This window comes from Caloranaerobacter sp. TR13 (assembly GCF_001316435.1).
In the GTDB taxonomy this organism is placed as follows: domain Bacteria; phylum Bacillota; class Clostridia; order Tissierellales; family Thermohalobacteraceae; genus Caloranaerobacter.
In genome coordinates this window covers 370959-392332 of sequence record NZ_JXLL01000001.1, presented here as the reverse complement: position 1 = coordinate 392332, position 21374 = coordinate 370959, and the positions used below count along the sequence as shown (strand labels likewise).

Genomic DNA, 21374 nt, shown 5'->3' with positions numbered 1-21374 from the left:
TTTTAAAAATAAAGCAAAATATATCTAGCACCAAAATCAGAATTTCTATATTGCACCTAACATCACTTTAAATATTTTTCTTATAGAATCTCTAATAGAAGCTTTGTTTATATCTTCTTTAACAACTAAATTAACTCTACCTATCTCTTTTTCTCCTATTCTATAAATTATTTCTCCAATTTTACTATACCTTGAGATTGGAGCACTAATATAACTTGGTAAAATAATTTCTTTTTTTATTTCTATTGATCTTCCCTTTTTAACCAGATAATTTAAATCTTCTTCTATTATAATTTCTGCACTTTCAATTTTACCTTTTTGAACAGGTATTTTTTTTATTACTAAATTCTTTTTAGCTAAAGGAATAGATTGATAATTTGCAAATCCATAATCTAATAACTTCTTAGATTCTTTGAATCTAATACTTGAATTCTTACAACCCATTACTACACTAATCAAGGTTAAGTTTCCTCTTGTAGCTGAAGCTGATAAACAATATCCTGCTTTTCTAGTAAACCCAGTTTTTATACCATTAGCTCCTTTATAATCATGTATTAATCTATTAGTATTAACTAAATTTTGTACAACATCCTTTTCTTTACCTACTTTTACTGAACTCATCCACACAGTTAACCATTGATGTATTTTCTTATGTTTTAATAATTCTTTAGACATTAAACTAACATCATAGGCAGTAGTATAATGTCCTTCTTCATCTAAACCAGTAATGTTCTTAAAGTTTGTATTTTCCATTCCTAACTCTTTTGCTTTCTTATTCATCATTTGTATAAAAACTTCTTCACTTCCTGCTATATATTCTCCTAATGCAACAGCTGCATCATTAGCAGAACGTAAACTAATTGCTTTTATTAGGTCTTCAACTGTCTGTTCTTCTCCTTCTTCTAAATAAATTTGACTCCCACCCATATTCGATGCATTATCACTTATTACTACTTTATCATCTAATTTTATTTTGTTTGATTCTAAAGCTTCCATTGCAAGCAAAAGAACCATAATTTTAGTTATACTTGCTGGAGCTAATTTTTCATGAGGATTTTTCTCATAAATAACTTTACCGGTAGATGCATCTATTAAAATTGCAGATTTTGCTTGAATATCAAAATTAGAATCTGCAAAAACCACTAAAGTGTTTAAAATTAATACAAGCGTAATTATCACTGAAAATATTTTTTTTATATACATTTAATACCTCCTTTCTATTTTTATACTTAGGTTATCCAGCAAATAAACAAGTTATTCAAATAAAAGAAAGGAGATTATCAAATAGATAATCTCCTAGTTACTTTTCTCTATAACTGTAAATATTAATTTTTTATTATCATTATTTCTTTCACCAATTTTAATTATATTTTTTAATCTTTTTACTATTTCTTCTCCTTTTATACTATCATTACAATGAACGTATGCTAAAATTTCATCTTTAGAAACCTTATCATCTACTTTCTTAACTAAAACTATACCTGCTGATAAATCTATTTCACTTTCCTTAGTTTCACGTCCAGCGCCTAAAAACAATGCACATTTACCAACTTCTTCTGCATTTATTGATTGTATATAGCCTTCTGTATCACTTTTTACCTGTAAAATATATTCAGCTTTAGGTAATAAAGATGTATCTTTTACGTAATTAACATCTCCATCTTGCGCTTCTACAAATTCTATAAATTTTTCATAAGCTTTACCACTTTCTAATACGTCTATTAGTTTTTCTCTTGCTTCTTTTAAATCTTTTGCTTTATTACCAATAACTAACATGTGAGAACCTAATGTTAAGCAAAGCTCTACTAAATCTTTTGGACCATTATTTTTCAGTGTTTCAATAGCTTCTTTAACTTCTAATGCATTACCTACTGCATAACCTAAAGGTTCATCCATGTTAGAAATTACAGCAACTGTTTTTCTTCCCATGCTATTACCTATATCTACCATTTCCTCTGCTAGTTTATATGCATTATCAAAATCCTTCATAAAGGCTCCACTACCAACTTTTACATCTAATACGATTCCATCAGAACCTACTGCTAATTTCTTACTCATAATACTACTTGCAATCAATGAAATATTGTCTACTGTTGCCGTAACATCTCTTAAAGCATAAAGTTTTTTATCAGCTGGTGCAATATCTCCTGTCTGACCACAAACTGCAATATTTATATTATTTACATTTCTTGCAAATTCATCTTTGCTAAGTTCTATTCTAAAACCTTTAATAGACTCTAATTTATCTAAAGTTCCTCCTGTATGTCCTAATCCTCTTCCTGACATTTTAGCTACTGGAAGTCCACAAGCTGCAACCATAGGACCTAAAACTAATGTTGTTTTATCACCTACTCCTCCAGTACTATGTTTGTCTACTTTAATGCCTTCTATATTTGATAAATCAATTTTATCTCCTGAATCTAACATCGCTTTAGTTAAATCAACAGTTTCTCTTTTTGTCATTTTATTAAAAAAGATAGCCATTAAAAGCGCTGAAATCTGATAATCAGGAATATCCCCTTTGGTATATCCTTCTACAAAAAATTCAATCTCTTCTTTAGTTAATTCAAACCCATCTCTTTTCTTTTTTATTATATCATACATTCTCATTATAATATCACCTCTTTAACTATACCTTTAACAAGCCTTATAAATTTTGGCCTAGTTTCATTTGCTACTTTTATCACTTGTTCATGACTTATTGATTCAATTTCATGTGCAACTGCCATATCAGTTACACAAGAAATACCCAAAACTCTTAATCCTGCATGATTAGCTACTATTACCTCTGGTACTGTAGACATTCCTAACGCATCGGCTCCTAGTTTCCTTAACATACCTAATTCAGCTCTAGACATATAATTTGGTCCACTAATAGCAACATAAACGCCTTGTTCTGTTTTAATTCCAAGTTTATTTCCTACTTTCTTTGCTGTTTCAATTAATTCTTTATCATACGCATGTGACATATCTGGAAATCTTGGTCCTAATTCTTCATAATTTGGTCCAATCAAAGGATTGTCACCCATAAAATTAATATGATCTTCTATTAACATTAAAGCTCCTGGATAAAGTTCTTCTTTATTCATTCCACCACAAGCATTAGTTACTAACAACATCTTTACACCTAATTCTTTCATAATCCTAACTGGGAACGTAATTTCTTGCATCGAATAACCTTCATAGTAGTGAAATCTTCCCTTCATGGCAACAACTTTCTTACCTTCTAAAGTACCAAATACAAGTTTTCCTTCGTGTCCTTTAACTGTTGAAACAGGAAAGTTTGGTATTTCTTCATATTTTAGAATTATACTATCTTCTATTTCATCTGCCAATGTTCCTAAACCAGAACCTAATATCAATCCTATTTCAGGACTGTAATCAACCCTTTCTTTTATGTAGTTACTTGTTTCTTTAATTTTTTTTATTAGATTATTCATTCTACTACCTCCTCAATTTAATTAAATTTCTCTAAGAACATTCTTTACTAATTGTATAAACTTGTTCTTCACTCTAATAGTTGTTTCTATAACTTCACTATGATCTAATGGTTGATCTAATATCCCTGCTGCCATATTTGTTATACAGGAAATACCTAGCACTTCAATACCTGAATGCACTGCAATTAATACTTCTGGTACAGTTGACATTCCAACAGCATCTCCGCCAAGAAAAGATACCATTTTTATTTCAGCAGGCGTTTCATAAGTAGGTCCACTCATGAAAACATATGTTCCTCTTTTCATTTTTATACCTAGATTTTCACCAACTCTAAATGTAAGATCTATTAATTTCTCTGAGTAAGCATGTGACATATCTGGAAATCTTGGTCCTAATTCTTCGTAATTTTTTCCTATCAATGGATTATCAAAAGCAAAATTAATATGATCTTCAATAACCATAAGATCACCAGGTGTAAACTCTTTATTTACACCTCCAGCTGCATTTGTTACAATTATTTTTTCTACTCCTAAAGCTTTCATAACTCTAACTGGAAAAGTTACTTCTTGTAGCGAATATCCTTCATAGTAATGAAATCTTCCTTGCATAGCTATAACTTTTTTACCTTCTAACTCCCCAATGACAAGACGCCCTTTATGTCCTTTAACAGTAGATGTAGGAAAATGAGGAATCTCTTTATATTCGAAAAATGTCGGATTTTCTATCTCTTCTGCTAAAGAACCTAATCCAGAACCAAGTATTAATCCGATTTGAGGTTTAATATTTATTCTTTCTTTAATAAAATCAGTACTTTCTTTAATTTTATTTAGTAAATCCATAGTATTCACTCCTATCGTTTCATAATTAGATTTGCAAAACTCTTGCCATTTATGGCTTTTTCTATTCCTAAAATATCTAAAATTGTTGCTCCTATATCTGCAAAAGTCTCTCTTGTTCCTAAATTAACACCATTTTTCACTTTATTACCATATACTAAAATAGGAATATACTCTCTAGAATGATCTGTACTTGATGTTGTTGGGTCACAACCATGATCGGCTGTTATTATTAAAATTTCATCATCTCTTAAGCTTTCAATTATTTCAGGTATCCTTTCATCAAATTCTTTTAAAGCTTGTGCATACCCTTCTACATTATTTCTATGACCATACTTCATATCAAAATCAACTAAATTAGTAAATATCAATCCATTTTTATCTGTTTTCATAAATTCAATAGTTTTGTCTACGCCATCCATATTATTTTTTGTATGAACACTCTCTGTTATTCCTACACCTGCAAATATATCTTCAATTTTACCTACAGCCATAACATCATAGCCTTTATTTTTAATTTCATCTAATATCGTTCTTTGAATAGGTTTTAATGCAAAGTCTTTTCTGTTTGGAGTTCTATAAAATTCACCTGGTCTACCTAAAAATGGACGTGCTATTACTCTACCTACACTATGCTTTCCTGTTAGTATTTTTCTAGCTTTCTCGCACATATTATATAGTTCATCAACTGAAATTATCTCTTCATGTGCAGCAATTTGAAATACACTATCAGCAGAAGTATATACTATTGGACAACCTGTTTCCATATGTTCTTTTCCAAGTTCTTCAATTATGACTGTACCCGATGCTGGTTTGTTGCCCAATATTTTCCTTCCAATAGCGTTTTCAAACTCAGATATTATTTCAGAAGGAAATCCATTAGGATAAGTAGGAAATGGATTTTCAAGTATAATCCCTGTAATTTCCCAATGTCCTGTTGTAGTATCTTTTCCTGCTGATTTCTCTAATGATCTACCAAACGAACCAATAGGTTTATCTGTTTTTCTTATTTCATTAACTCCATCTATTAAACCTAATCCTAGTTTTTCTAAATTAGGTAATTTCAATCCTCCTAAATATTTTGAAATATTATCGACAGTATGACTTCCTTCATCACCATAAATTTTTGCGTCTGGAAGTGCGCCTATACCTACACTATCTAATACAATTAATGTAACTCTATTAATCATAAAATCACCATCCTTCAGTAAATTAGTATACCCCAAAGTTCAATAATAAAACTAGAAAAAATCAACCCCACATAATGTGGAGCTAAGCTCTTGGATGAGTTTTATTGTAAACATCCCTTAAAGTAGGTTTTGTAATTTTAGCATATACTTGAGTAGTAGATATATCTGAATGTCCCAACATTTCTTGAACAGATTTTAAATCAGCACCATTCTCAATTAGATGTACTGCAAATGAATGCCTTAAAGTATGCGGTGTTATAGCTTTATTTAAATTAATCTTTTTTGTATATGACTTTATAATCTTCCAGAACCCTTGTCTAGTCAGTCTTTTACCATGATAGTTTAAAAATAATGCTTTTACATTGTTATCTTTAACAAAATTTCTTCTATGATTTAATAAATATTCATGTAAAATATTTATTGCGAATCTTCCTATTGGTATATTTCGTTCATTTGAAGTACTTTTTGAACATATTAAAAAGCCCAGTTGCAGATTAATATCGTCTATATCTAAAGCTACTAACTCAGATACTCTTATACCAGCTGCATAAAGTAACTCAAGCATTGCTCTATCTCTAACACCTTTTGATGTGTTCAAATCTGGCTGCTCCAATAATAATTCTACTTCTTTAGGAGTTAAAATTTGAGGCAATTTCTTTTCATTTTTAGGAGACTGTAAATTTACAGTAGGATCCTTTTTTACTATTCCCTCATTTAAAAGATATTGATAAAAACTCCTAACTGAAGCTAAATTTCTTGAAACAGTGGAAGGGGCACGTCCAATTTTTTGTAAATAAACTAAATAAGTTATAATAGTAGTTTTATTAACTAACTTAAAATCATTTATTTCATTTTCTATAATATATTTTTTGAATTGGCGTAAATCTCTACTATATGATTCAATTGTATTATTAGAAGCTTCTCTTTCATATAGCAAATACTCTAAAAATTTATTTAGAAGTGAATCCATAGAACTTCCCCTTTTTAAAAAAATAAACAAAACCCCTATCATTTTTTATAATCCATAGGAAATTGTATATCTTATTAAGTTATGTATAATTTCAAATATAATTTTCATTGTATTAGATTTAAATAGAAGATTTTGTTCCAATTACTTAAAAACATAACAACATATTTATATTAAATTACTTCATAAGTACTGTCAAGTAATTATTTATTATTTTAATAAGAAGTGGCGTTGTAAAAGATTCTACTAAACAACCTATAACAATAATAATTGATACAATAAATATAGTAATAGTATAATTAATAAGCCTGTTTAGAAAACTAGGTTGTTTAATTAAATTGATTTTATTTTTTAAAATTGAAATAGAAAATAAAATAGAAATTACTGAAATTATGATAAAACCAGAAACTAAAAAAATATTTTGTGGTAATATGCAAAGTAGAGATAAAATAAACCCTTTAATTTTGAACTCCTTAATAAAAAAAGCTACTGTAAAACCAATTATAAAACCTCTTAAAGATATTATTATTAATACTACCGGTATACCAATTACTGTTATTCCTAATATCCAAATTGCGATAATCGTTTGTATATTATTTATTATTGAATATTTAAAAAGATTCAAAGTTTGTAAATTTATATCTTTATTAATAATACTAAAAAAAGAATTTAAATAATTTATTATCTGAGTTCTAGTATTATCATCAACAACCCGTATTGTAATTGCTCCTGTTGAAATGCCTATCATGAAAAAAACAATAACTAAAAAATATAAAAAAAGATATTTGTGAAAATGGTTATTAAATGTTTTTTTGAGATTAATACTCAAAATAATCACCCCTCAAGTAAGCTCCTAGAAAATACTATGCTTACATGAAGGATATTATTACTGTCATAATTCTTATTTAGAAGTTTTTATTTTTCATCAATACTTTTGCTGTATAGATCCCTATTATAGTTTTACTATCCAATATTTCGCCGTTGACTACCATATTATACAATTCATCTATTTTTTTTGTATATACTTCTATATATTCATCATTATCAGGATTAGATTTGCCTTTAATTAATCCTTTTGCTAAAAACAAATACATTTTTTCATTACAGAAACCTGGTGAAGTATAAAATTCACATAAATATTTTATTTCTTTAGCCGTAAAACCTGTTTCCTCTAAAAGTTCTCTCTTTGCACATTCTTCAGGTTCTTCTCCAATCTCTAATTTACCTGCTGGTAATTCTAAAAGAGTTTTTTCTACTGCCTTCCTAAATTGTTTTACTAATACTATTTCATTATCTTCTGTGATTGCTATAATTGCAACAGCTCCTGGATGTTCTATTATCTCACGTTTTGAATATTTTTTATCTGGTAATTCGACCGTATCTATCCTTAGATTTAATATTTTACCTTCATATATTCTTTCTGTTTTCATTGTATTTTCTTCAAAAGTCATAGTGTTCTCCTTCCTTTTTTAATATATTCATTTATATTCTTTATATATATTATTAATAAAGTTTATATATTTGTAAAGTTATTATTAAGATACTTAACAATTTTTTTGGCAACTGCACCTAATGTATAAAAATATTCTTTGTCTTCAGAAAAGTGTCTTCCCATTGTAGTAACATCAATATTATAAAACTCAAAAGCTTTTTTTATCTCCTGACCATCTTCTAAAAAAATATTATGTTTTTTATCTATATTATAGCTTCTTATTTGATTTATTATATACTCTAGCTTTTCTTTCTCTAATCTAGGAAGAACAATATTAGTTTTTGAATACATCAATTCACTCAATACAGTAAGTGTATGATGACTAACCCCTTTATGTCTTTTTCTACTATCACTAAAACTTATTCTAGGTACTGCAAAACTAACCCCTTTGAATTTATTAACAGCATCTATTATATAAGCTTGTTCAGTGCCACTAAAACCATATTTAGTACCAGTACCTACAATACCTGGCCCCATCGTTACAATAGCTACATCACTTTTTAAAACTGATTTTGAAGTTATCAAACCAGTATAGATATTAATGCATTCGTAATCTCCACCAAATGAATGACCTATTGTAATCGTATTATTTATTATACATTTATTTTTTAATTCCCGTACTGTATTACTAAATTGGATTGGTAAAGCCCCACCATCTGTCATTATGTAACTAATTTTCACATCAGGTTTTAACCATTTTATCATACAAGCTATAGGAGCTAACATGCTATGTAATGTTCCTACAACTACAATAAAATTATCTAAAGAACTAAACTTTTCGAATATTTTCTTGTACTTATTTTCTTCCTCGACAGTTTTACATTTTATTTGTAAAGGTGTATATCTTAGTTTAATAATATGTCCATCTTTTTTACTGTGTTTATTCTTCAGCTTCATGTTATAAATAATAAAATGATAACCACCAGTGCCTAAATCTAAATCTATAGCAGTTGTATTTAATACAACCACATCGCCAATCATTACTTTGCCTGTTATATCAACATAATTAACTGCTTTATAAAATTCTTTTCCCACTTTTACTTTTACTATCGTCATCTTCTTATATTTTTGCATTATATCAACTACATTTCCAATTTTTATATTTAGCAGTTTTATCTACCTCCTGATCATCTACCAAATTGATCTATATAGTTTAATATTTTATTATTTTTAATTATTTCACTAATAGAATATTTTTCAGAAATAATATGCACAATTATAAGTAAGATTAAAACTATAAATTTTATAATTAGATTTACACTTATAATTAATTCGACTCCCAACGTCCATCCAAGTGTATTAGCACCTATATCGCCTAACATCATAACACCTTTTAAATCTTTAGGTAAATATACAATTAAAAATCCTAAAGTTGACAATAGAATAAAAGTACTTCTAGCCAATTGATTTAATAGTAGTAAAACAGTTAAAATAATTGTCATTTTTGCAGCTCTACCTGGCCGTAAATCCAACAGATTTATAAAGTTTATAAATAGAACTAATATAATTGTATTAATCATTAATTCATTTATACCATCAGATACAAAATAAGAGATAAAAAAAGAACATATGAAGCCTGTTGATGCCTTTAACACACCTGTTGTAACATTTCGTTGGAATAAATTTAAAATATGCCCTTTAAACCCTTTAATTTTACAATCTCCAATTAAATCATCTAGCAAACTAATAACTGATATAAATAACATACATATTAAGTAATAAGACATAATTAAATAATCACTTTCTAACAATATTACATTTAAAAAAAATGTAATAATTTGTGTAATAACAAAAACTATCCCCATACAAGAAGGTATTCTTCGTAATTCATAATTACTAAATAAAAAGTCACTTTTTTTAAATAATTTATAAAAAATTTTTATTAAAAAATATGATAAAAAAATACTAAATATAAAAATTAGTATTTTTTCTCGAAACATAATTTCACCTTCTAAAAAACATAACAAATAACGTAAATAAAATATCTATAAACTGCTTTCCTCTATGAATAAAACCACTTAAATCTCTACCTGTTTCTCTATGTGACATATCAACATCTATTTCTAACAGTTTATACCCTTTATTAAGTGCACTAATTGTCATTGCTACTTCAATTCCATAATTATTAGGTATATATGAAATATCTTTTATTACTTCTTTTTTATATACTCTCTGTCCAGATAATGAAGCTTTTATCATTTTACCAGTGAAAAAGTAAACCCCAAATTTTGCAAGTTTTTTTACTAACCCAATTCCTCCCTTTTTATTATTACCAAACTTAGCTATTGTAAAATCTGCTTTGTTTTCAATTACTGGATATATTAATTTAGAAACCTCAATAGCAGAAAACCCTAAATCTCCATCTAATAATACAAGATAATCAAAGTCTAAATTTTGAATAGCTACTTTAATAGCATGCCCCTTACCATAATTTTTATCAAGTACTATAATATCTATATCTAAATCTTTTACTTTTTCAATTGTACCATCGTTCGAACCATCATCAACTACAATGATCTTATTAATTAATGGTACTTTTTTTACACTAATAACTGTGTTATATATCTTATCTACTTCATTGTAAACTGGTATTATAGCTATTATTTTTTTTTCAATAGACATTGTTAACCCCCAAATTCATTTAAAAGAATTTCAGTTTTTTCTTTAAATTCAGCTTCATTTCTTTTTAAAAACTTGCTTACTACTATCTTGATTTTCTTTTTCAATAATTATCAAAGGTAAGTTTCTTTCTTTACATAATTTTATTATTACTTCTTCAACTGTTTTTTCTAAAAAAGATATCCTATTAGATTCACTATTTTTTATAAATACAATAAAATCTTTATAATTCTTCTTATTATTAATAGTTATTTCCTTAGATTTGTTATATTTTGATTTATACAACATATTTCCAAATGAATCTTTCAAACCTTTTTTAAAATATATTTTTAAAATGTCTTTATCTTTATATATTTCTTCTAAGTTATCCGATTCATTTATCCCTCTTATTAAAATATTTTCCATACTGATAACATCTATATTATTAACCCCTAATTCTTTAATATGTTTAATTAACTCATCATAATTAAATTCTTTCTCATAACTTATTAAGATAATATGTACATTAATTAACTTTTTTAATCTTATACTAGAAAGTGTTTTTTTTATAACAGAATTAACATTTCTTTCTAATGACACTTGTTTTCTTAGCAACTCATTTTCAGATTCTAAATAATTAATCTGCTTTTCTATTAAGTTAATTAGTTTTTCATCAGTCTCTAGCACACTGCTTTGCAAATCAATTATATATCCTATATATATACCAATGCTTAAAGACACGAAAATTGAAATTATTGTTATAACATTGTTTTTTATATTTTGGTACAAATTAAACACTCCTTACAAACCTATAAGCATCTTAATACGTATACTAATTTGGTTTAACATCAATTTTATCGGAAGAGACAACATACTTAATATATAAATTGGTAGCAAAGCAGATAAGCCTAAATAAATGTAATACTTTATACTTAACTTTTCATCATATAATTTATTAATTCCCTTAGCATCAACAAGTTTGGAACCAATTTTAGTTCTAACTAAAAAAGTACTACTCATGCCTTTTCTTCCTTTTTCTAAAAAATCAATCATACAATTATGTGTACCTACTGAAACAATTAATTCTGCACCATAATTATAAGCTAATAACATTGCAATATCTTCACTTGTACCTATTGAGGAAAATATTTTTGCTTCTAAACCCTTGTCTTTTACCCGGGCCATACCAGGTGCATAACCATTAGGATATGCATGAACTATTATTTCTTTACATAATTGTAAACATCTATCACTAACACTATCTAGATCTCCAATAACTATATCTGGTACTAATCCAAACTCTAATAAGGCATCACCACCACCATCAACTCCAATTAGTACTGGTTTCTTACTTTTGATATAGTCAAAAATAGCTCTTAAATCTTCTTTATAGCCATTACCCCTTACAACTATTAATACATGTCTATTCTTTATCAAAGTTTCTACTTTTGGCAAATCAACTTTATTTACTATCCAGTTTTTTTCTTTTTTTATATAAAAAATAGTATTATCTATAAAATCATTCAATTTTGTATCAAAATTTTTGCAACCTAAATTATATAAACTTAAAATTTCATCTTCTTCAATCAATCTACATTTACCTATACATTCATTTAAATAAAATACTTTATTGTCTTCTATCTCTATAATCTCACCATTTTTCACTAGATTAAAAATACTTCTATCATCCGTTTCATATATAGGAATTCTGCTTTTTAATAATTTCAATGGTCCTTTATTTGGGTAGTAACCTGTTATAGTTTTTTCAGTGTTTATAATACATTTTACTTTTGATTTTATTAAAGCTTCAGCTGCTATTTCATCAATATCTTCATGACATAATAATGCTATATCACCTGGCCTTAATTTATATATAAGTCTTTTAGTTTTTTGGTCTTTTTTTACAATGCCTTTTATTCTCATTTTATACCTCCATATCTTATTATTATTATCTATCATTTTTAATAAAAAATACTAAGTTTCAATATTTATAGACATAAAAAAACACCTTCAAAGTATTGTAGTAACAACAATACCTGAAAGTGTAGTTATGTTTAGATATTTATTTATGAAATTTTCTCTTCTAATCTTAATTTGTCAGCGACCATTGCTATAAATTCGCTATTTGTAGGTTTGCCTTTTTCATTATGTACAGTATAACCAAATAAATTATTTATAGTATCAATTTTACCTCTACTCCAGGCTACTTCAATTGCATGCCTTATAGCTCTTTCAACTCTACTAGGTGTAGTATTATATTTTTTAGCTATAGAAGGATATAATTGCTTTGTAACTGCACTTAGCAACTCCACATTTTCTACTACCATACCTATAGCATCTCTTAAATATAAATAACCTTTAATATGTGCTGGGACACCAATTTCATGAATTATATTTGTTATTTTAGCTTCAAGACTTTTACCATTATTCACAGGATTAATAAAGCTAGGTTTCAAATCTACTTGTTTTCTTTTTTCTACAATAGCTGGTAATGAACCTGTTAACTGTCTTATCCTCTTTATAAATACATCAAAATTAAAAGGTTTTACCACATAATAGTCAGCTCCCAAAGCTATTGCTCTTTGTGTTATCTTGTCTTGTCCAACCGCAGATAAGACTATTATTTTAGGAAATTTATCTAATTCTAAAGCATATAATTTTTCTAGTACCCCCAAGCCATCAAGATGTGGCATAATTATATCCAAAATTAATACATCTGGCATTTTATTTTCTATTAATTCTAAAGCTTCTAGACCATCCTTTGCTATACCGACAACTTCTACATCATTTTGTGTTAGTAAAAATTCATGTAAAATACTACAAAAATCTTTATTATCATCAGCAATTGCTATTCTGATTTTTTGATTTTGCACTTTAGTTCCCCCCTGAATTATTTATTTTCTTTTTACTATTCGACAAAAATTATATATATCCTTCCTATATTTCTAAATTTAGTATAAATCAAAATTTTTTAAAAAAAGATATGGTATACCCATATCTTAATTAACTTGTGCAAATTCTTTATTATTTGTATATTTTATACCGGATTGTTTTAACATCCATTCGATGTAAAGACCATAACCTTTTGTAGGATCATTTATAAAGACATGTGTAACTGCACCAATTATTTTACCATTCTGTATTATAGGACTTCCACTCATTCCCTGTACTATACCACCTGTTTTTTTTAGCAATTTTTTATCTGTTACTTTAATTATCATACTTTTTTGACTTGGAACTAACTGTCTTTGAGTTTTTATTATCTCTACTTCATACTTGTTTATTTTTTCATCTTCTATTGTTGTTAAAATATAAGCCTTACCTTCCTTAACTTCACCTTGTAAACCAACTGGTAATGGTTCATTATACAAATTGTTTCTAATATCCTTGTTTAAAACTCCATATATTCCAAATTTGGTGTTTTTTTCTATTTCGCCTATTTTATCTTCTGACTCAAAGAAAATACCTCTTAATTCTCCAGGCAGCCCTTTTTTACCTTGTTGAATAGATGATACTCTAGCTGTCATTATTTGGCCATTTTCTACAGGTAATAAAAATCCTGTATCTATATCAGTAATTCCATGTCCTAATGCTCCAAAAATTCTAGTTTTCGGATCAAAAAAAGTTAATGTGCCAATTCCAGCAGTTTTATCCCTTATCCATGCACCTAACTTATATTGTTTCTCATCTTTACTTTTTACCAGTTCAACTTCTGTAGTAAATATCTTACCTTTTCTATCAATTTTTACATTTATAATTTCTTTTTTTACATTATTTAAAAGCTCAATTATATGATCTGAGTCTTTAACTTTTACTCCATTTATTTCTAAAATAACATCTCCTTTTTTAATCCCTGCTTCTTTTGCAGGATTATGTTTTTTACCATCCTGCCCTATTATATCTGAAAATGCTACAACAATTACGCCTTTAGTGTCAAGTTTAACTCCTATTGAATGTCCACCTGGTATAAGATAAACTTTATCTATAACGTTTACTTCAATATTTTTTAATGGTAAAAAGCCTAATAGTTTTATCTTTATATTACTTTTACCTTTAGTTAATGATTGGATTTCATACTGTTTTTTTAATATATCTTTACTATATTTTCTTTTTAAGATAACTATATTTTCTAATTCACCTATATTATCTATCGTAAATGGAAATGTTATTTTAAAATCACTTTTTTCTCCTTCTATTATTTCTATTTGAGAGGGAAAATGGTAGTACGTATAACTTTCAAATATAACTAAAAATAATAATAAGATTAAAAATATCTTACCTAATCTTGTTCTTAAATTGTACAAAAAAATCACACTCCCATTTCCCCTTATACGAATAATATAATATTATCATATGTGTTTACTTCATATTTATAAAGAGCACTATAAGAAAACAAAATTTTCAATTTAAATAAATCAAGGAAGTTTTTATTGAAATCCATTGTGGAAGTTATATTCATAATTATCCACAATTAAACAAGGAATATATTTTCCTATGAATTATAAAAAAGTTTCTAGTAATAAAACATACAATTAAAAAATATATTTATATTTATAATTTGAACTTTTTTGTTTATAAATATGTTATATAATAATTAAGAAATTTGTTAACTAAATTCTTTTTTACCGATTTATTGGATAAAAAAATAAAGCATCCAAATATTAGGATACTTTATTTTTTTTATTAGTTGTAATTAACATTTCCTCTGCTAACTTTTTGGTCATTTCTGTTATTTTAGTACCACCTAAAAGTCTTGAAATCTCACCAATTCTTTCTTCATAACTTAATTTATTTATTTTTGCTGCTGCTTTTCCTTTTATCTCTTTTTTCTCTATGTAAAAATGTACATCTCCAAGTACAGCAATTTGTGGCAAATGTGTTATACATATTACTTGATGAGATTTAGCAATATTTCTAATCTTTTCTCCAACAATCATAGCAGTTTTACCACTAATTCCTGTATCAATTTCATCAAAAACTAAACATGGAATATTATCAACATCAGCTAAAATCGTTTTTATTGCCAACATAACTCTAGACAATTCTCCACCTGATACAATTTTATTTAAAGGTTTTAATGGTTCTCCTGGATTAGTAGCTATTAAAAATTCTACTTTATCTAAACCCTTTTCAGTAAAACAATCTAGTTTTTCGAAATTAACTTTAAATTTTACATTTTTCAAATTGAGTTCTTCAAGTTGTTTAGTAATTTCTGTTTCTATATGCTTTCCTATTAGTTTTCTTTCTTTAGTAAGTTTTTCACATATCAAGTTTAGTTGTTCTTCAACTGAAAAAATTTCTTGTTTAATCTTCTTTATTTCCTCTTCGTTATTTAATATAATTTCTAATTCATAAGCTATTTTATCTCTATAATTTAGTATTTCTTCAATAGTATTTCCATATTTTCTTTTTAGATTATTTATTAGATCTAATCGTTCTTCAAGTAAACTAATTTTTGCTGGATCATATTCAATTGTCTCTTGATATAACCTTAAATCAGTTGCAATATCTTTTAATTGATAATAAATAGTTTCAATTATGTCATTATACTCTTTTAATTTATTATTATATTTAGCTATTTTATTTAAATTTTTTGAAATACTATTAATTTGATCAAGTAATGAAGTTTTATAATAATCACTCGAATTAATACATTCTACTATACTATTAACTGTATTTAATAACTCTTCAGCATTACTTAGTAAACTTAATTCATTTACTATTTTTTCTTCTTCATCAATTTTTAATTCAGCTGAATCTATTTCACTTAATTGAAACTTTAATAAATCTATTTTTCTTTCTTTTTCCATCTCATCTATTCCAATTTCTTTTAATCTATTTATTAATTTTTTTAGTTTATCAAATTCATTTTTTACACTAAAAACTAGATTATTTATATTTTCTTTACCTAATGAATCAAGTAATTCTATGTGATTTTCAGCTAAAAGTAGTGATTGATGTTCATGTTGTCCATGTAAATCAACTAGTTTTTTCGTTAATTTATTTAACATACTTAGAGTAACTACTCTACCATTTATTCTGGATATGCTTTTGCCTGAAGAAAAAATTTCTCTTGATATTAATAACATATTATCTTGTTCAACTTCAATACCATATTCGTCCAAAATACTTTTAATATTCTCAAGCTTTTCTAAATAAAATAATCCTTCAATAAAAGCTTTATTGCAACCAGTTCTTATATAATCCTTACTAGCTCTTCCTCCTAAAAGTATATTAAGTGCATCAATTATTATCGATTTACCAGAGCCAGTTTCTCCCGTAATTATATTGAATCCTTTATCTAAATTTATTTTCATTTTCTCAATTATAATAAAATCTCTAATATTTAATTCAAGGAGCATTTTTATTCCCCCTGTTACTCTATAAGGTTTTGAAAGAATTCTAATACCTCAATTGTCTTTTCAGTTCTATTTACTGCGACAAAAATTGTGTCATCTCCAGCTATTGTACCTACAATATTATTTACATTCATTGAGTCAATTGCAGAACCTGCAATCTGAGCAGCTCCTGGTAAAGTTTTTAACACTAATATGTTTCCAGCAATTTCCATAGAAGTAATAGAATTCTTAAAAATAGTTATTAACCTTTCGGTTATACAATCATGCTTCTGTTTCAAAGTTGCATATTTATAATTCCCATTATTTGTCATAACTTTAACTATACCTAGTTCTCTTATATCTCTAGAAATAGTAGCTTGTGTAACTTCGATTCCTTGTTTTTTTAATAAATCAGCTAATTCTTCTTGAGTTTCTATTTCATTTTCTTCTATAATTTCAAGTATTTTAGTTTGTCTTACGTATTTCTTCAAAATAAGCCCCCCTCAAGGCTAATTTTCTGGAATAAACTTTTTTTAAAGGCTTTCATTTAATCCCTTAATACATTTAACTAGAGGTTTGTATGCGACATATCTACAACTTCCTGTATAAACGCATCTTTATCTATTGCTATTTCACTTTTTGCTTTAACAATATGTGCTAAATACTCAATATTTCCTTCAGCACCTTTTACAGGTGAATAAGTAAGCCCGATCATATAAAGACCTATTTCTTTACAAAAATCAAATATGTTACTTATAACTTCTACATGTGTTTTCTTATCCCTTACTACGCCCTTTTTTCCTACCTTATCTCTACCTGCTTCAAATTGTGGCTTTATAAGTGTAATAATGTCCGCATTTTCTTTTGTTAATTTGTAAACAACTGGCAGAACTAGTTTAAGTGAAATAAATGAAACATCGATTGTAACTAAATCTACCAATTCACCTATATCCTCTGGTTTAACATATCTAATATTTGTCCTCTCCATAACTATAACCCTATCATCATTTCTTAATTTCCATGCTAATTGCCCATATCCAACATCAATAGCGTATACTTTTTGAGCTCCATTTTGCAGCATACAGTCAGTAAAACCTCCTGTTGAAGCTCCAATATCCATTGCTACTTTGCCGTTAATGCTTATTGGAAATATATTTAAAGCTTTTTCAAGTTTTAATCCACCTCTACTTACATAAGGTATAGGATTTCCTCTCACAACAATATTACTATTTACATCCACTTTTGTACCTGGCTTATCAATTTTCTGTTCTTCTGCATATACTATGCCTGCCATAATATACTTTTTTGCTTTTTCTCTAGTTTCTACCAAACCTTTTTTAACTAGAAGTATATCTATTCTTTCTTTATTGGTTTTCATTTAGCCCTCCTTATATATACTTTTAATAGAATCAACAATTTTTTCTACACTCATATTACATAAGTCATAAAGTTCTTCTACATTTCCATGTTCTATAAAAGTATCCGGAACACCAATATTTAATACTTTTCCGTTATAATTTAGCTCTAATAATATACTATTTACTAAACTACCAAACCCGCCAATTTTAGCATTTTCCTCCATAGTTATTATAATGTTATGCTTTTTAGTTAGACTTGAAATTAATTCTCTATCTAAAGGTTTAACAAATCTTGCGTTAACTAGTGTTGCACTAATATTATCTTTCCTCAAACATTTTACAACTTCATAACCATATTGTACCATTTTCCCGACTGCTATTATAGCAATTTCTTTACCATTAATTAAAATTTCTCCCTTTCCATGCTCTATTTTATATGATGATGTAATTTCACTCAAATCACTACAATAACCTCTTGGGTATCTTATTGCCAAAGGTTTATCAAAATCGACTGCAAATTTTATCATTTCTTTAAATTCTAATAAATCCTTAGGAGCCATTATAGTTATGTTAGGAATATGGCTTAAATATGAATAATCGAAAACACCATGGTGTGTTTCACCATCGCTTCCAACCAAACCAGCTCTGTCAATAGCAAAAACTACTGGTAATTGTTGTATGCAAACATCATGAAGTACCTGGTCATAACCTCTCTGTAAAAATGTTGAGTATACTGCAAAAAATGGTTTCATTCCACTTTCTGCAAGCCCAGCTGCTAAAGTAACGCCATGTTGTTCTGCAATTCCTACATCAAAAAATCTTTCTTTTAATTCTGTTTTAAACTTGTCAAGTCCGGTACCACTTGGCATAGCTGCTGTGATAGCAACTATTCTTTTATCCTTTTTAGCTAATTCTACAAGAGTCTCTCCTAGTACTTCCGAATATTTTGGCTTATTTAATTTTTTCTTAAACTTGCCAGTTTCAATTTCAAATGGACTTGCGCTATGGAACTTATCTGGGTCTTCTTCAGCTGGTTTATATCCTTTACCCTTTTTAGTTATAACGTGAATCAGAACAGGACCATCAACATTTCTAGCTCTTTTAAGTACATTAATTAAAGAACTTATATTATGACCATCAACAGGTCCTAAATACTTAAAACCTAATTCCTCAAATATCATTCCCGGTAAAAGAAAATATTTCAAACTATCCTTTGCTCTTTCTGCAGTCTTATACACTTTTTTTCCAATCGCAGGAATGCTATTTAAAATATTCTCGACATCCTCTTTCATTTTAAAATATGTTGGTGCCGTTCTTATTTTATTTAAGTATAATGATAAACCACCTACATTTTGAGAAATTGACATCTCATTGTCATTTAAAATAACAATTAACCTTGTTCTTAAATGTCCTGCATGGTTCATGGCTTCAAAAGCCATACCAGCAGTCATAGCACCATCTCCAATTACACAAATAACGTTATAATCCTCACCTTTTATATCTCTACTAATTGCATAACCTAATCCAGCAGATATAGAGGTAGAACTATGTCCTGTTTCGAAAATATCATGAACACTTTCCTTTCTTTTTGGAAATCCACTAAGTCCTTTGAATTGACGAATAGTATGGAATTCTCTTTTTCTCCCAGTAATTATTTTATGTACGTATGATTGATGCCCAACGTCCCAGATTATTTTATCTTTAGGACTATCAAACACTTTATGTAAGGCAAGGGTTAACTCTACGACTCCTAAATTAGAAGCTAAATGACCACCAGTTTGTGAAATTGTTTCAATAATAAAATTTCTTATCTCTTCAGCTAATTTTTTTAGTTCTATATTTTTAAGTTGTTTAATATCATTAACATCATTTATTTTATCTAATAACTTAGCCAACTTAGTCATCCCGCCTTCTACCTCTTTTTTTTCTTTTTAAATCTGGCAATAAATCTATTCTAAATTTTTTATCTAAAATCATTAAAATTTTAGACGCAAATTCTATTATCTTATTAGTTTTTTGCAATGCAAATTCCTTACCTAAAGCTTTACCTCCAACTGTCATAGATGCTATAATACTACTAACAATCACACTAATAGCAGCTACATTTTTAAAATCGTATAGTGAAATAACCTTAACTACAATTATTGTCCCAGCTGCTCCACTAATTATACCTGCTATATCACCAATTACATCATTGCAAAAATTAGATACAATACCTGCATTTCTAATTAATTTTAACGCATATTTGGCTTCTATAACTTTATTTGAAGCCATGGAATGAAATGGTTTCTCATCAGCTGCAGTAACAGCTGTTCCAATTATATCAAAAATAACACCTAATAAAATTATTAAATTTAAAACAACTGTTGCAGTTAATAAGCCTAAGTTTCTCATCAAATTTTCTGATAATAAGCTAACTAAAATTGCTAATAAAAATGTCCAAATTGATATCATTAAAATCCATTTAATATTATATCCAATTTTTCTTCTATTTTTTTTATTATTACTACGATTACCAGCTTTAGGCAATTCTATACCCCCAATTACTAATAGAAATAAAGCTGATAGCTAAAGCTATCAGCTAACTTGGAGTGGTAGTATACTGAGTAAATCTTGCGGCTTAAGGTCTAGCAGGATTTCCCAGATGAGAACTGCATGTCGCCATAGCAGCGGTTTCCCTTTAATCTCATCTTTACCTTGTCGCCAAAGGCAAGGCTAGATTACCACTTAGTCCGCACTGTAATCCTCAGTATACTTCATAAAGAACAGTCTAGGAGTTTTCCTCTACAGCCATACTAATTCCTAGCCTCTTTTGCAAAATAGGTTTCAACAGCAATACTTCTCATTCTAGGGCCCTTAGAAATCAAAGTTTAACTGTTATCCACCTATTTCACTCAAGGCAGGCTACGCTGCATGTAGCTATACACCACAATGCAGGGTATCTCATGCATAGCATGAGTCTCCACGGAGGTAGGGTCAACGCCCACATGCCATTGTGGATCGCCCCATCCTCCTTACTCCCAGAAACGACCCCCGACTGGGCGTCGGCAGCCGTAACCAGGAACTTCATCGATATGCCCTTTGACGGATTTTTAGCCCCGCCTTCAGAATTAGCTGGTCTGACTAGAATACTGCACCACTCCAAGTAGATGAT

20 protein-coding genes are annotated in these 21374 nt (G+C 27.9%); all 20 read right to left on the bottom strand.

Going from position 1 to position 21374, the window contains the following annotated elements:
- Positions 1-45: 45 nt before the first annotated feature.
- On the bottom strand, positions 46-1203 hold the full coding sequence (locus TR13x_RS01880; RefSeq protein WP_054870180.1) for a D-alanyl-D-alanine carboxypeptidase family protein: 1158 nt from the start codon (positions 1201-1203) through the stop codon (positions 46-48).
- 93 nt (positions 1204-1296) lie between these two features.
- Positions 1297-2610: a pyrimidine-nucleoside phosphorylase gene (locus tag TR13x_RS01875; protein WP_054870179.1), complete on the bottom strand. Its 1314-nt coding sequence runs from the start codon at positions 2608-2610 to the stop codon at positions 1297-1299.
- On the bottom strand, positions 2610-3440 hold the full coding sequence (locus TR13x_RS01870) for a purine-nucleoside phosphorylase (RefSeq protein ID WP_054870178.1): 831 nt from the start codon (positions 3438-3440) through the stop codon (positions 2610-2612). Before TR13x_RS01870 ends, TR13x_RS01875 begins: the two co-directional genes overlap by 1 nt.
- 21 nt (positions 3441-3461) lie before the next feature.
- Complete coding sequence (locus TR13x_RS01865; protein ID WP_054870177.1) at positions 3462-4280, bottom strand: purine-nucleoside phosphorylase; 819 nt, start codon at positions 4278-4280, stop codon at positions 3462-3464.
- Between the two features lie 11 nt (positions 4281-4291).
- A complete protein-coding gene (locus TR13x_RS01860; RefSeq protein WP_054870176.1) occupies positions 4292-5467 on the bottom strand; it encodes a phosphopentomutase in 1176 nt (391 codons plus the stop codon).
- A gap of 82 nt (positions 5468-5549) precedes the next feature.
- Entirely contained in the window at positions 5550-6437 is an 888-nt protein-coding gene (xerD, locus tag TR13x_RS01855) for a site-specific tyrosine recombinase XerD (RefSeq protein ID WP_054870175.1), read from the bottom strand.
- 175 nt (positions 6438-6612) lie between these two features.
- Positions 6613-7263 (bottom strand): stage II sporulation protein M, encoded by a 651-nt coding sequence (gene spoIIM, locus TR13x_RS01850; RefSeq protein WP_054870174.1) that lies wholly within the window; start codon positions 7261-7263, stop codon positions 6613-6615.
- A gap of 76 nt (positions 7264-7339) precedes the next feature.
- Complete coding sequence (locus TR13x_RS01845) at positions 7340-7885, bottom strand: NUDIX hydrolase (protein WP_054870173.1); 546 nt, start codon at positions 7883-7885, stop codon at positions 7340-7342.
- 62 nt (positions 7886-7947) lie between these two features.
- Complete coding sequence (locus tag TR13x_RS01840; protein ID WP_200905801.1) at positions 7948-9000, bottom strand: DUF3866 family protein; 1053 nt, start codon at positions 8998-9000, stop codon at positions 7948-7950.
- Between the two features lie 53 nt (positions 9001-9053).
- Complete coding sequence (locus TR13x_RS01835) at positions 9054-9866, bottom strand: hypothetical protein (RefSeq protein WP_054870171.1); 813 nt, start codon at positions 9864-9866, stop codon at positions 9054-9056.
- A 4-nt stretch (positions 9867-9870) separates the two neighbouring features.
- On the bottom strand, positions 9871-10548 hold the full coding sequence (locus TR13x_RS01830; protein WP_054870170.1) for a glycosyltransferase family 2 protein: 678 nt from the start codon (positions 10546-10548) through the stop codon (positions 9871-9873).
- Positions 10549-10602: 54 nt separating this feature from the next.
- Entirely contained in the window at positions 10603-11313 is a 711-nt protein-coding gene (locus TR13x_RS01825) for a hypothetical protein (protein ID WP_054870169.1), read from the bottom strand.
- 12 nt (positions 11314-11325) lie between these two features.
- A complete protein-coding gene (gene steA, locus TR13x_RS01820; protein WP_054870168.1) occupies positions 11326-12447 on the bottom strand; it encodes a putative cytokinetic ring protein SteA in 1122 nt (373 codons plus the stop codon).
- Positions 12448-12590: 143 nt separating this feature from the next.
- Positions 12591-13418, bottom strand: a complete 828-nt coding sequence (gene spo0A, locus TR13x_RS01815; protein ID WP_369813261.1) for a sporulation transcription factor Spo0A — start codon at positions 13416-13418, stop codon at positions 12591-12593.
- Positions 13419-13523: 105 nt separating this feature from the next.
- Complete coding sequence (spoIVB, locus tag TR13x_RS01810) at positions 13524-14828, bottom strand: SpoIVB peptidase (RefSeq protein ID WP_082394761.1); 1305 nt, start codon at positions 14826-14828, stop codon at positions 13524-13526.
- Between the two features lie 357 nt (positions 14829-15185).
- Entirely contained in the window at positions 15186-16886 is a 1701-nt protein-coding gene (gene recN, locus TR13x_RS01805; RefSeq protein ID WP_054870166.1) for a DNA repair protein RecN, read from the bottom strand.
- 14 nt (positions 16887-16900) lie between these two features.
- A complete protein-coding gene (locus TR13x_RS01800; protein WP_054870165.1) occupies positions 16901-17353 on the bottom strand; it encodes an arginine repressor in 453 nt (150 codons plus the stop codon).
- A gap of 77 nt (positions 17354-17430) precedes the next feature.
- Positions 17431-18240: a TlyA family RNA methyltransferase gene (locus TR13x_RS01795; RefSeq protein WP_054870164.1), complete on the bottom strand. Its 810-nt coding sequence runs from the start codon at positions 18238-18240 to the stop codon at positions 17431-17433.
- Positions 18241-20124 carry a 1-deoxy-D-xylulose-5-phosphate synthase gene (gene dxs, locus TR13x_RS01790; RefSeq protein ID WP_054870163.1) on the bottom strand — a complete coding sequence of 628 codons (1884 nt, stop codon included), beginning with the start codon at positions 20122-20124 and terminating at the stop codon, positions 18241-18243.
- Complete coding sequence (locus tag TR13x_RS01785; protein WP_054870162.1) at positions 20117-20749, bottom strand: hypothetical protein; 633 nt, start codon at positions 20747-20749, stop codon at positions 20117-20119. The genes dxs and TR13x_RS01785 overlap by 8 nt, the downstream gene beginning before the upstream one ends.
- Between the last annotated feature and the right edge of the window lie 625 nt (positions 20750-21374).